12 protein-coding genes are annotated in these 14,373 nt (G+C 37.0%); all 12 read right to left on the bottom strand.

Features of this window, described 5'->3' with window-relative positions; all coding sequences use genetic code 11:
* Positions 1-60: 60 nt before the first annotated feature.
* Positions 61-1,617 (bottom strand): ribonuclease Y, encoded by a 1,557-nt coding sequence (rny, locus tag MHB75_RS02330; RefSeq protein ID WP_068454677.1) that lies wholly within the window; start codon positions 1,615-1,617, stop codon positions 61-63.
* Positions 1,618-1,994: 377 nt separating this feature from the next.
* A complete protein-coding gene (gene recA, locus MHB75_RS02325) occupies positions 1,995-3,059 on the bottom strand; it encodes a recombinase RecA (RefSeq protein WP_340995743.1) in 1,065 nt (354 codons plus the stop codon).
* A 159-nt stretch (positions 3,060-3,218) separates the two neighbouring features.
* A complete protein-coding gene (locus MHB75_RS02320) occupies positions 3,219-4,475 on the bottom strand; it encodes a competence/damage-inducible protein A (RefSeq protein WP_141273101.1) in 1,257 nt (418 codons plus the stop codon).
* 105 nt (positions 4,476-4,580) lie between these two features.
* Positions 4,581-5,159 carry a CDP-diacylglycerol--glycerol-3-phosphate 3-phosphatidyltransferase gene (gene pgsA, locus MHB75_RS02315; protein ID WP_141273099.1) on the bottom strand — a complete coding sequence of 193 codons (579 nt, stop codon included), beginning with the start codon at positions 5,157-5,159 and terminating at the stop codon, positions 4,581-4,583.
* Between the two features lie 90 nt (positions 5,160-5,249).
* Positions 5,250-6,158 (bottom strand): helix-turn-helix domain-containing protein, encoded by a 909-nt coding sequence (locus MHB75_RS02310; protein ID WP_340995737.1) that lies wholly within the window; start codon positions 6,156-6,158, stop codon positions 5,250-5,252.
* Between the two features lie 21 nt (positions 6,159-6,179).
* On the bottom strand, positions 6,180-6,977 hold the full coding sequence (locus tag MHB75_RS02305; RefSeq protein ID WP_340995735.1) for a DUF3388 domain-containing protein: 798 nt from the start codon (positions 6,975-6,977) through the stop codon (positions 6,180-6,182).
* 194 nt (positions 6,978-7,171) lie between these two features.
* Positions 7,172-7,900, bottom strand: a complete 729-nt coding sequence (ymfI, locus tag MHB75_RS02300; RefSeq protein WP_340995732.1) for an elongation factor P 5-aminopentanone reductase — start codon at positions 7,898-7,900, stop codon at positions 7,172-7,174.
* A 4-nt stretch (positions 7,901-7,904) separates the two neighbouring features.
* Complete coding sequence (gene yfmH / locus MHB75_RS02295; RefSeq protein WP_340995730.1) at positions 7,905-9,203, bottom strand: EF-P 5-aminopentanol modification-associated protein YfmH; 1,299 nt, start codon at positions 9,201-9,203, stop codon at positions 7,905-7,907.
* On the bottom strand, positions 9,204-10,469 hold the full coding sequence (gene yfmF / locus MHB75_RS02290) for an EF-P 5-aminopentanol modification-associated protein YfmF (RefSeq protein ID WP_340995728.1): 1,266 nt from the start codon (positions 10,467-10,469) through the stop codon (positions 9,204-9,206). It abuts the gene before it with no gap.
* Positions 10,470-10,690: 221 nt separating this feature from the next.
* Complete coding sequence (locus tag MHB75_RS02285) at positions 10,691-11,650, bottom strand: ABC transporter permease (RefSeq protein ID WP_068454702.1); 960 nt, start codon at positions 11,648-11,650, stop codon at positions 10,691-10,693.
* Position 11,651: 1 nt separating this feature from the next.
* A complete protein-coding gene (locus tag MHB75_RS02280; protein WP_340995726.1) occupies positions 11,652-12,719 on the bottom strand; it encodes an ABC transporter permease in 1,068 nt (355 codons plus the stop codon).
* Positions 12,719-14,257 (bottom strand): ABC transporter ATP-binding protein, encoded by a 1,539-nt coding sequence (locus tag MHB75_RS02275; RefSeq protein ID WP_141273085.1) that lies wholly within the window; start codon positions 14,255-14,257, stop codon positions 12,719-12,721. The genes MHB75_RS02280 and MHB75_RS02275 overlap by 1 nt, the downstream gene beginning before the upstream one ends.
* Positions 14,258-14,373 lie beyond the last annotated feature (116 nt).

Genomic DNA, 14,373 nt, shown 5'->3' with positions numbered 1-14,373 from the left:
AAAAAGAGGGCTTCTTAGAAGTAATCACTTTAAGAAATACCCTCTCCTCTTATTTTATAGTTATTTTGCGTATTCTACTGCACGTGTTTCACGGATTACCGTTACTTTAATATGCCCTGGATAATCCAGTTCTTCTTCAATACGCTTACGAATATCTCTCGCTAAACGATGGGCTGTTAAATCATCTACTGCATCCGGACGAACGATAATACGTACTTCACGACCTGCTTGAATCGCAAATGATTTTTCAACGCCTTCATAAGACTCTGAGATTTCCTCTAACTTCTCTAAACGACGAATGTAGTTTTCAAGTGTTTCACTACGAGCACCTGGGCGAGCTGCTGATAAAGCATCTGCTGCTGCTACTAATACCGCAATAACTGATGTTGCTTCAGTATCGCCGTGGTGAGAAGCAATACTGTTAATGACAACAGGATGTTCTTTATATTTTGTCGCAAGCTCTACGCCAATCTCAACGTGACTACCCTCTACTTCATGGTCAATTGCTTTACCGATATCATGTAATAAACCTGCACGCTTCGCAAGCGTCACATCTTCACCAAGTTCAGCCGCAAGTAAACCTGCTAAATGTGCTACTTCAATTGAGTGTTTCAACACATTTTGACCATAACTTGTACGATATTTCATACGACCTAAAATTTTCATTAAATCTGGATGTAAATTATGAATACCTAATTCAAATGTTGTTTGTTCGCCTGTTTCACGAATTTGTTCATCTACTTCACGACGTGATTTTTCGACCATTTCTTCAATTCGTGCTGGGTGAATACGACCGTCTTGTACTAATTTTTCAAGTGCTAAACGTGCTGTTTCACGACGAATTGGATCGAAGCCTGACAAAATAACCGCTTCAGGTGTATCATCAATAATTAAATCAATACCTGTTAATGTTTCGAGTGTTCGAATATTTCGACCTTCACGACCAATAATACGGCCCTTCATTTCATCATTTGGTAAGTTTACAACAGATACTGTCGTTTCTGCGACATGATCTGCAGCAAAGCGTTGTACCGCAAGTGATAAAATTTCACGTGCTCTTTTGTTCGATTCTTCTTTTGCACGAAGTTCTGCTTCTTTCGTCATCACTGCAACATCTGTTGTCAGTTCATCTTCTACTTCTTTTAAGATGATCGTACGTGCTTCATCACGTGTTAATGCCGAAATTCGCTCTAACTCTGACTCCTGCTTTTGTAGAAGTTCATCCACTTTGCTTTCCATCTGTTCAATATGCTGTTGTCGATCAGCTAGACCGCTTTCTTTGCGTTCTAAACCAGCTTCCCTTTTATTAAGAGCGTCATCTTTACGATCTAGATTTTCTTCTTTTTGTAATAAACGGTTCTCTTGTTTCTGAAGTTCAGAACGACGATCACGAATGTCATTCTCTGCTTCAGTTCGAAGTACGTGAGTTTCATCTTTTGCTTCTAGGATAGCTTCCTTTTTCAAGGCTTCCGCTTCTCGTTTCGCTTCTTCAACGATTAGTTCTGCGGAGCTTTTTGCACCAGTCACTTTTGAATCATTCACTCGTTTAATTATGACATAGCTAACAACGGCACCGACGATCAGACCAATCAAAGCGGGGATGATGTAACTACTCATTCGAACACCTCCTCTAGCTCTAATGTTTGTGATTTTTAGTCGGCTGTGAATTGTTTTGACAATATACTGCCTATTTCATTTCGATTTTAGAAATTTAAAAGAATACATCCTTAATTGTATAGATGTCATGTAACGATGTCAAGGTTTCACAGTTATTGTAAGCCTTTTATTCACTGGTCTCTAAGCCTTTTCATTCCTCACTTTATAAGACTTTTACGACATTGTTTTACCATCTAGTTACATACATTTTTTAACATCAAAGTTTTTTTAGGTATGCAAAATCAAGCATTTATTCACATGTACTTTCTTTTCACATAAATTAAGCATATAAAAAGAATTGTGCCGTAACGACACAATTCTTTTGTATAGTATAAAGTTTATTTTTCTTCGTCTAATAGTAATGTTAATTCTTCATCCATTACTTCATCTTCTTCAGGAGTTGCTACGAACTCAGTTGTTGCAATACCTGATTTTTCGCGAATTTTTTGTGCGATTTCAGCTTGAACTTCTGGATTTTCTTTTAAGAATTCTTTTGCATTTTCACGACCTTGACCTAAACGCTCGTCACCATATGCATACCAAGAACCTGATTTTTGAACAATCTCTTTTTCAACACCGATATCGATGATTTCTCCTTCTTTTGAAATCCCTTCACCGTACATAATATCAACTTCAGCTGTTTTAAACGGTGGAGCTACTTTGTTTTTAACAACTTTGATTTTTGTGCGGTTACCAACGATATCATTACCTTGCTTAATTGATTCAGCACGACGAACTTCTAAACGTACAGAAGAATAGAATTTTAATGCACGTCCACCTGTTGTTGTTTCAGGGTTACCAAACATAACACCAATTTTTTCACGTACTTGGTTAATGAAGATTGCGATACAGTTCGACTTATTAATAATACCCGATAATTTACGTAAAGCTTGAGACATTAAACGCGCTTGTAGACCCATGTGTGAGTCACCCATCTCGCCTTCAATTTCAGCTTTTGGTACAAGTGCTGCTACAGAGTCAATAACAATAATGTCAATTGCGCCACTACGTACAAGCGCTTCTGTAATTTCAAGTGCTTGTTCACCTGTATCAGGTTGTGAAAGTAATAATTCATCAATATTAACGCCTAATTTTTGTGCATATACAGGATCTAGCGCATGCTCTGCATCAATGAAAGCTGCTTGACCGCCTGCTTTTTGAATTTCAGCAATTGCATGTAGTGTTACTGTTGTTTTACCTGAACTCTCAGGCCCATAAATCTCTACTACACGTCCTTTAGGATAGCCACCTACCCCAAGTGCTGTATCAAGTGCTAAAGAGCCACTTGGTGATGTTTGGATTTTGCGGTCTGCCTGTTCGCCTAACTTCATAACAGATCCTTTACCAAATTGTTTTTCGATTTGCTTTAAAGCATTATCTAATGCCGCTTTACGTTCGTTCAAATCATTTCCTCCTTCAGAAAGTACGTTCTCTTTTTATATCATAACTATACTTTATTTTTGAGAAAATCTCAAGTAAAAAGGGAACATTTATTCGTTTTTTTATTTTAAGCTATTTTTAATATATATTTTCAAAAAACATATACATTCTCATTTTTATTATTAGATTTTACGGTAGCCTTTTGAACTTAATAATTGAATAATATGGTGAATTGCCGTTTTAACGGCGCGAATTCGATTCGTATTACGCATACCTTGTAAATTCAATTGATACGTAAGTGGCTCATCTTGGCCATACACAATCCCAATCCATACTGTGCCAACTGCACGCCCACCATGTTCTGCTGGACCAGCTGCGCCTGTTAAACCAACCCCTAAATCCGTTCCAAACTTCTCTTTAATACGAACAGCCATTTCTGCTGCACATTCCGCACTGACAACAGAATATTTATCGATTAACTCACGCGATACACCTAGTTGATTCACTTTCACATCTTCATTATATGTGACCATACCACCATATAAGACTTCACTAATTCCTGGGTTAGCAGCTAGTTCTGATTGGAATAAACCAGCTGTTAAGCTCTCAGCAGCAGAGATTGTAATCTCATTCTCGATTAACATGTCCGCCAATTTAGAAGAAAGCGAGTCATCATTTACACCATATAAATACTCGCCTACTAAATCTAAAATTTCTTGACGTGTTGGTGTAATTAGTTCCCAAGCTTCTTCTTCTGTATCAGCTTTTGCTGTAATACGAAGTGTTACTTCCCCATCACCTGCTAATGGGGCAATTGTTGGATTTGTTTGTGCATCTAATAAATGCTGTACGCGATCTTCTAACTCAGCTTCGCCGATACCGTAAAAACGCAGTACATGTGACACGATTAATCCACCATCAGATACACGTTTTGCTAACTTTGGTTTCGCTTCAAATTGAAACATTGGTTGCATCTCTTTTGGTGGTCCTGGTAATAAAATGTACGTATGTGTATCATTTTCAAAAAGCATCCCTGGAGCCATACCATTCTCATTTCGCAGTACTTCACAGCCCTTTAACACAAGTGCTTGTTTACGATTATTCTCTGTCATTTTGCGATTACGCTTTTCGAAGAAAGTCGTAATGTATTCCATCGCATCATCATTTTGTTCAAGTGGTACGCCTAAATGTTTTGCAATCGTTTCTTTTGTTAAATCATCTTTCGTTGGCCCAAGTCCTCCTGAAAAAATAATTAAATCTGCGCGTTTTTCAGCATGTTCAATTACTTCTTCTAAACGTTTTGGGTTATCCCCTACAACAGTATGATAAAACACATTAATGCCTAACTCTGATAATTGACTTGAGATAAAACGAGCATTCGTATTTACAATTTGTCCTAATAATAATTCTGACCCTACTGCAATAATTTCTGCATTCATTTCATACACTCCCATTTCCATAGTTAATCGACAAAAAAAGACTCATTCGCAAAAGCGCCTTTTAAAAGGTTGTGAAAATTCGTCACAAAATGAGTCATACATAATTTATTTTGATTCTAATAGCACGCGACGATTCAACCAGAAATACTCGATTCCTGACCAAACAGTAAATACAAGAGCTACCCATAACATGATGATATCAGCTGGTATATGCCACATGTCAAAGATCATATTATTTAGCAATAATAATACAATCGCTAAAATCTGTGCCCACGTTTTGATTTTGCCCAATTGGTTGGCTGCCACAACTTCACCTTGTTCTGCACAAATTAAACGTAAACCTGTTACTGCAAATTCACGACTAATAATGATAATAATAATCCATGCTGGTGCCTTGTCCAACTCTACAAGTAAAATAAAAGCTGCTGATACAAGTAGCTTATCAGCCAATGGGTCTAAAAACTTACCCATATTTGTAACTAAATTATGTTTGCGTGCATAGTGACCATCAATCCAGTCTGTTAATGAAGCCACAATGAAAATCATTGCACCTACAAAATGTTCTACCGGTAATGTAGCACCTAATAGTGTCATATTTCCCCACCCAAAATTCATGACCATTAAGATGACAAATACAGGTATTAAGGCGATGCGGGATAGTGTAATTCTATTAGGAATGTTCATATTTTTCACCCTTCTTAACGCTGACGTTCATTTTTATAAGCACAACAACAGGAGCATAGTTCTATCATACTAAGCTCCTGTTATTCGCTGTTACTCTTCTTCAGCCAATTTGATTACAATATTTTGTGTCGGTTGTTCCGATGGTGATGTGACAAACTTCACTTCTTCACCATTTACAAATACTTTACCATTTGCAGCTGCTCCAAGTCGAATACGAACACTTTTCTTACCTTTTGCATTCTCTTTAATTTGGTCGCCTGCTGCGAACATACCAGATTCTCCAAGTGTTGTTCCATTTTCATCTGTAATGCCCACCCAGTTTTCACCTGTTACGTCCACGCGAATACTAAACTTCTTCGTACCTGATAAAGTATATGTTGTTGTAATATTATCAGCACTTACTTCACCATCTGATAATTTCTGTTTTGGTTGATCTTCTTTTTTCGTTTCTTCTTTTGTTGTATCTTCTTTTTTGTCTGTAGCATCTGTTGCATTATTTTTACTTGTATCTACATTTGTATTTTCTTGTGTTTTTGGCGTCTCTTTTGGCTCTTCGACAGTATTGCTCGGTTGTTTTAACATTAAGAATGCAAAACCAGCAATAATCACAACGATAAATAGAGCAACAACAAATTTGGGCATTACATCTCCAAATTTCTTATTTGGACCTGAAGAACGTGCAACATTCGAGCGACGTTTATTTCCAGACACTTGGTCCCCTTTTTGTATTGATACACCTGAACCTAGTGTTTCTGCAGTCTTGTTAGTAGGGAGCTCCGTTTTATACGTTTCCAAAAGTTCCGTTGGATCTAAATCGACTGCTTCTGCATATTGTTTAATGAACGCTCTTACATAGAACGTACCTGGCATCACACCGTAATTACCTTCTTCAATTGCAGAAAGATATCTTTTTTGAATCTTTGTTTTTTCTTGTAAATCATCCAGACTATAGCCCTTAGCTATTCTCGCTTCTTTCAAGCGCACACCTAATTCAGTCAATTTTACACACCTACCTATCTCTTAAAAATTAAATCCTCCAAAACCGCCAAAACCGTCTGAACCTTGAAAACTATTTTCACGTTCCAATAATTCATATGTGATTTCTTCATCTGGATGATGTCTTAATTCAATCATATAATCGAAATCATCAATTGTGTATTCCGAATGTTGTACGAAGATGTCCGGATGCTCCACGACTTTAATTGTCGGTAACTTCATGATTTCTCGTACAAGCTGATGATGACGTTCATCGTTTGAGCGACGTGTTACAGCACCATCTAACACAAAAATATTTTGATTGCCGTACTCATCTCCATGTAATCGATTACGAGCTGTTTGTTTAATCATTGTTGAAGATACAAATAACCACTTTTTGTTCGCACAAACACTTCCAGCTACAATTGATTCCGTTTTACCGACACGCGGCATACCACGAATACCAATTAATTTATGTCCTTCTTTTTTAAAAATCTCAGCCATGAAGTCCACTAAAATACCTAGTTCATCGCGTACAAAGCGAAACGTTTTCTTTTCGTCTGCTTCTCGTTGAATATAACGCCCATGACGAATCGCTAAACGATCACGTGTTGTTGGTGGTCTAAATTTTGTTACCTTAATCATTTCCATAATGGAAACGATATTCATAAAACGTTCGATTTGTTCTTCTTTTTCTGCACGTAGTAACATGCCTCGACGTACTTGGTCTACACCATTGATTGTAACAATATTTACTCGCAGCATACCTAACAATGAAGAAATATCTCCTAATAACCCTGGACGATTGACTTGAATTTCGTATTCAAAATACCATTCTTTCACATACAACGATCCCTTCTCTTATACAACGAATAAAACATTTCTATGTTCCATGATAGCTGATTTTCGCTTACATTTAAAGGGGAAATGGGGAATGTGTACAATGAATTCACTGTTTTTTTATCCTTTATTTTGAAAAATAAACAAATGACTTATTTATTATCGTAAAAAAACAAAAAATCATTCCCCAGGAAATATTAAATATACCAGCCACCATTCAAACGTAATACTTGTCCCGTCATATAATCTGCTTTTCCTGATTGTAAAAACTGAACTAAATCGGCTACTTCTTCTGGCCTTCCAGCACGTTCCATCGGAATCTCTGCTAATACACTCGCTAGTTCTTCATGCGACAAATGTCCATTCATCTTCGTATCAATAAGTCCAGGTGCTACAGCATTTACATGAATTCCGTTATACGCTACTTCTTGCGCATAAGCTTTCACAAATGCGTGAACGGCACCTTTTACTGTAGAGTAAAGTACTTCACCAGCACCACCCGCTTCGCCCCAAATTGAACCAATCATCGTAACGTAGGATGTTTCATGTTGTCTTAACTTATACCCTAATTTTGTAATTAATTCGATTGGCGTTTGAACATGTACACGCCAAAGTGCTTGCATATCTTCTGGTGTTGTATCTTCTACTAATTTATAAAGAGATTGGCCACTTGCTACGACAATGGATTGCAGCGAAAAAACAGATTGTGCAATCCGTTCAGCTGCACCTTCTTCTAGTAAATTAGCTTGTATAATTAAAAATTCTTGTTGTGGATACATCATTTCTAATTCTTTTAGCAATGACTGAACTGGCTCTACTTGCGAATTATATTGTAAATAGAGCGACCAACCATCTGCGGCTAACTTTTGTGCAATCGCTGAACCAATTGCACCTGAAGCCCCAAGTATTAAACTAAACTTCTTCATTCTTTTATTTCGCTTCTTTCAATGGTTTCACTGTAAATGTCGACTGTTGTGTAATGCCTTGAATGGATTTCATTGCTTGTTCGACATCTGCCATTGTTAATTCTTCAATAACTGGAACTGTATCGAATAAATTCATATCATTAAATTTATAACGTGTGAATTGATTCGCAATAAACTCAATTGAATTCATCGCACGTAAGAAGAAACCGATCTTGCGTCGTTTTACACGTTCTAACTTTTCTGCATCGAACGGTAGTGCCACTTCTGACTCATTCATAACTGTTTTAATGGCATTCTCTAATTCAACTGGATGATTCGTATCTGACCCAACCATTGCAAAGCCAAACCCTTTTTCTAAAGAGAAATCATATGAATAGGATTCATCAATCCACCCTTTTTCATACATTTCTTCATAAAACGCTGATGAACGTCCGTACATGAGGTCTAAAGCTAATTGAATGGCTAACTCTTGTTTTAACATGTCGCGCCCTTGTAAATGTGTTTCACGCGCTTTGAACGATACATATGCTTTTGGTTTTTGAATATCCATACGTAACTCATTCGCTACACAGTTCACTTCTAATGGCTCATCAACTTCGATGCGTTGAATTGGTGTCGCTTCTGCAAATGTTTTTTGTGCTTGGTTCTCACGAATATGCGCCATCATTTTTTCAGGTTCTACTGAGCCAATGACGAATAACAGCATATTTGAAGGATGATAGAATGTGTTGTAGCACGTATATAAATGTTCTGCTGTAATCTCATCAATTGTTTCAATGGTACCAGCGATATCAATTTTCACAGGATGATTTTTGTATAGATTTTCAATCGAACCAAAGTATGCACGCCAATCTGGTTGGTCATCATACATTGTAATTTCCTGACCGATAATCCCTTTTTCCTTATTGACTGTTTGCTCTGTAAAATATGGTTGCTGAACAAAGTCTAATAAAGTAGTTGTACTTTCGTAAATATGATTCGTTGCTGAGAATAAATATGCTGTACGCGTAAATGATGTAAAAGCATTTGCTGATGCTCCATATTGCGAGAACTTTTGGAATACATCGCCATCTTCTTTTTCGAACATTTTATGCTCTAAAAAATGCGCAATGCCATCTGGTACAGTTACAGGCTCTGTTTCGCCTAATGGCACAAAAGTACGGTCAACTGAACCATACTTCGTTGTAAAAGTTACAAAGGTCTTTGAGAAGCCTTTTTTCGGCAAAATATATACGTCTAAGCCATTGTCTAGCTTTTCATAATAAAGTTCTTCACCTAATTGTTCAAATTGTACTTTTTCCATCTATGCTTCCTCCATTCCTGTTAAGAAGAATACCGTTTGTTTTTCAACTTGTTTTGCTATTTCTTGTACATCTTCTTTTGTAACAGCATCCCACTGCTCACTTAATGCCTCTACAGTAAATGGAATTGGTAACTCACGATATTGATCAAATACTTCAATCTGTCCACGCGCAGAATCCAAAGCCTCTTTTAATTGGTTTTTTAACATGGCTTTCGTCTGATTCAATTCCATATCTGAAACATCCCCTTGTTGAATCGCTTGTAATTGCTCATCAATTAAACGAACTACCTTTCCCTCATTCTCTGCTTCAATTCCTGACGTCACATATAATACACCATACTGTGACACATACGAACTTCCACAGTAGTATGCTAGGCTTTCTTTTTCACGTACATTCATAAATAACTTTGAATGTGGATAGCCACCGAAAATACCGTTAAAAATTTGCATTGTAAAGAATTTCGGATTGTCAAAACGTACAGGTGCTTTATAGCCAATATGAAGCTTCGCCTGACGCATTTCTACCTGTTCTTTTTTATAATCTGTTAGTGGCTCTGTATCTTTGAATGTTACTTTTTCATATGGGTTTGGGCGGTCAGCAAGAGGTAACGCTTCTTTTAATGACGCCACCATCTGTTCTTCATTGATATCACCTACAACGAAAATATCCACATCATCATATTGAAGCATCGCTTCATACGCATCTTTCAAAGTTTGAGGTGTAATCGCCTCTACATCCGCGACTGTTCCGTTTACTGAAATAGAAGCTGGATGATTTGGACGGAAGATTTTTTGTAATTGCGTTTGTGCATAGCGTGATTTTTCATCGAAAATAGATTGAATACGATCAATAACCATCGCCTTCTCACGCTCTACAATACTCGATTGGAATAAATCGTTTGTAAAGTTTGGTTTAAACAATACTGTATGCACTAAATCGAGTACTTTATTTAATACGTCACCACTTTTTAAATAGTGATCGTTTACAGTTTCTACATTCAATAAAACAATTTGTTCGTTACCTTTTTTCGTTGTATCTAAATACATGACCGTTCCATATAAATCATCTAAATACATACGAAGTGATGCAGCAGTTTGATATACCGCATTACTATGTTGTAAAACATTTGTTAAAACCGTTCGTACGGCTGTATCTTTTGTTGATAATTCTTTTTTAAATTTAATTGAAAAATTCACCGTTTTAAATTGGTCTGTCTTTCTCGTAAAAACGTTAACACCTTTAGCAATTTCGGTTGTGTTAAACATAAAAACCCTCCTGTCGTAAATAAAGCGCTATTTTCATCATACCTGTCTAATTCCCTATTTGGCAACTAATTGTATTTAAAAATATAGTTATATAATGTTTATTGTAAGCCTTTCATATTAAATAGGAAAATATTATGGATGATTTTTATTTTAAAATAAAACAAAGCGTAACGACTCGTCTTGAATCGTTACGCTTCATAGAATAATTAGTCATTCAACTATTATCTTTTACCTTTAATGTAAGGCTTACCTGATGCTTTTGGTGCTGTCGCTTTTCCAACGAATCCAGCTAAAGCTAAGATTGTTAATACGTATGGAAGGATGAATAATACTACTTCTGGTACATCTCTTACATATGGAATCGACGTTCCAACAATACTTAGTGATTGCGCTAAACCGAAGAATAGAGCTGCTCCTAATGCACCTAGTGGATGCCACTTACCAAAGATCATCGCTGCAATCGCGATGAAACCTTGACCACTAATAGTGTTAGCTGCAAAGTTACCAGTGATTGCTTGTGCATAAATCGCACCACCAATACCACCTAATGCGCCTGAAATCATAACCGCATAGTAACGAATACGTGTTACTTTAACACCCATTGTATCTGCTGCCATTGGATGTTCACCTACAGAACGAATACGTAAACCAAATGGTGTTTTAAATAGAACAAACCATGCTAGAATCGCTACGACGATCGCTAAAATCGATGTACCATATACGTCTGTAAAGAACATCTTCCCTAAAACAGGGATATCGCTTAATACTGGAATATCAAAACGTGAAAAACGTTGACTAATCGAATCCGTTTGACCTTTTTCATAAATTAATTTTGTTGAAAACACTGCAACTGCTAAAGCTAGCATATTCAGCGCTACCCCAGATACGGTCTGGTCAGCTCGAAGTGATACAGCTGCGACTGCTAAAATTAATGAGAAAAGTAAACCAACAACCATTGCTACAAGTAGACCTACCCACGGGGTCCACGTACCTAGTTGATCTGCAAAACTTAAGTTGAATACAATACTGATAAATGCTCCGATTACCATAATACCTTCAAGACCGATATTTACAACACCAGAACGCTCAGTGAATACGCCACCGATTGCTGTGATAATTAATGGAGAAGCATATAGAATCGCAGAAGGAATAATGAACTCCAACACATCTAAAAAGCTCATATTATTTCTCCTCCTTTACAGTCTTCTTAGCAGCTTTATTTTTTGCAATTTTAGATAAAGCTAATTGGATGATGTAGCCTGAAGCTACGAAGAAAATAATTAATGCAATAACAATTGTTACGATTTCGTCTGGGATACCTGCTGCACTTGGCATGTTTGTACCACCATTTTTCAAACCACCGAATAAGATTGCGCCAAGCAATACACCAAATGGTTGGTTTGCACCTAATAATGCAACCGCGATCCCGTCAAATCCAATTCCTGTGAAGGCTGTCATACGTGAGATATTGCCAAATGTACCTAACGCTTCCATCGCACCACCTAGACCAGCAAAGGCACCTGAGATAACCATTGCCATGATGATATTACGACTTACATTCATACCTGCATATTCAGAAGCATTCTTGTTGAATCCAACTGCTTTTAATTCGTAACCTGTCTTTGTTTTTTCTAGAATGAACCACATAATAATAACGGCTAAAATTGCGACAATGAAGCCCCAGTGTAAACGTGAATATTGTGTAATACTTGATAAAAATTCAGAAGAAATACGAGCTGAATCATGAATATCTGGCGTCTTTTCGCCACCATTTGACATTGCACTAATCGACGCATTGACTACATGAAGTGCGATGTAGTTCATCATAATTGTTACGATTACTTCATGCACTTGTAACTTTGCTTTTAATAGACCCGGAATGAATGCCCATAAACCACCTGCTACTGCTGCTGCTAAAATAGCCACAACTGCATGTAAACCTGTTGGTAAGTTGAATGCATAACCTACGTATGCTGCTGCTAACCAACCCATGATTAATTGACCTTCAACACCGATGTTGAACATACCTGTACGGAATGCAAATGCAACCGCTAAACCGGCAAATACATATGGAATGATTGTACGAACAGTTTCACCCATGTTATATGTGTCACCAAAAATACCTTCCCATAATGCTAGGTAACCATCGACTGGGTTAAAGCCTGTAGAAGCCATAACGATTGCACCAACAATTAAACCTAAAATAATCGAGATAATTGGAATCATAATCGCATTAAAACGACTAGACATTATTCGTCACCTACCTTATCTTGCTCAGCATGTAGTGACTGACCAGCCATTAATAAACCAAGCTTTTGTTCTGTTGTTTCTTGTGGTTTTACTGTATCGATGATTGAACCATCATGAATAACGGCAATGCTATCTGATACGTTCATAACCTCATCTAATTCAAATGAAATAAGTAATACTGCTTTTCCTTTATCACGTTGTTCAATTAAACGTCTGTGAATAAATTCAATCGCACCTACATCTAGACCACGCGTTGGTAGTGCGGCAATTAATAATTCTGGGTCACGATTTACTTCACGACCAATAATTGCTTTTTGTTGGTTACCACCTGATAATGCGCGTGCTTCTGTTGAAGGACTTGGTGTACGCACATCATATTCTTCGATAATTGCTTCTGCTAACTTGTTTACTTTTTTGTAATCAATAATGCCGGCTTTCGAAATCGGCTTTTGATAGTATGTTTGTAATGCAATGTTATAGCTAATTGGATAATCAAGTACAAGACCATGTTTATGACGATCTTGTGGAATATGTCCAACACCCGTTTCAGTAATTTTACGCGGTTTTAAATTCGTTAAATCTTTTCCTTTTAAGGTAACTTTACCACTTGATACCTTGCGAAGACCGGTAATTGCTTCGATTAGCTCAGATTGACCATTTCCATCAATTCCGGCAATCCCCACAATTTCCCCAGCTCGAACGGATAAGTTTAAGTTTTTAACGCGCTCAATATTACGGTTATCAGTTACAGTTAAATTTTCCACTTGTAAAATCACTTCTTTTGGATGTGCAGGTGTTTTTTCAGTTTTGAAAACAACTTGTCGTCCAACCATCATCTCAGCTAATTGGTCTGGGTTCGTCTCAGCAGTTGTTACTGTTCCAATTCCCTTACCTTTACGAATAATCGTTACGCGATCTGATACTTCCATGATTTCTTTTAATTTATGTGTGATTAAGATAATTGACTTACCTTCAGCGATTAAACGCTTCATGATTTGAATCAACTCTTCAATCTCTTGTGGTGTAAGAGAAGCGGTTGGTTCATCAAAGATTAACATCTCAGCGCCACGATACAACGTTTTTAAAATCTCAACACGTTGTTGCATACCAACCGAAATATCTTCAATTTTTGCGTATGGATCAACATTCAATCCATATTGCTCCGATAGGGCTTTTACTTTTTTCGCAGCTTTGCGAATATTGATTAACCCCATCTTCGTAGGTTCACTACCTAAAATGATGTTTTCCGTCACCGTAAAATTTTCAACTAACATAAAGTGTTGGTGAACCATCCCGATGCCAAGTTCATTAGCTTTATTCGGGTCGGTAATTTGAACTTCTTTACCGTTTACTTTGATTTGGCCCGCTTCTGGTTGGTATAAACCAAAAAGTACGTTCATCAAAGTTGATTTACCTGCTCCATTCTCACCAAGTAAGGCATGGATCTCACCTTTTTGCAGTTGAAGGGTGATATCATCATTTGCAACGAAATCCCCAAACTGCTTGCGAATTCCCAGCATCTCAATCACATATTCCAATGTGCTCACTCCTTCAGGCTCTATATAGTAATAAATAAGTTAACAAAGGTTAAAAAATTAACACAACGAAAAATACAGAAAAGTATATTTTTCCCTCTATTAATTTTAATGTTAAA

The organism is Kurthia sp. FSL E2-0154 (assembly GCF_038003625.1).
Lineage (GTDB): Bacteria > Bacillota > Bacilli > Bacillales_A > Planococcaceae > Kurthia > Kurthia gibsonii.
The sequence above is the reverse complement of the archived record's forward strand: the minus strand, read 5'-3'. Positions and strand labels throughout refer to the sequence as shown.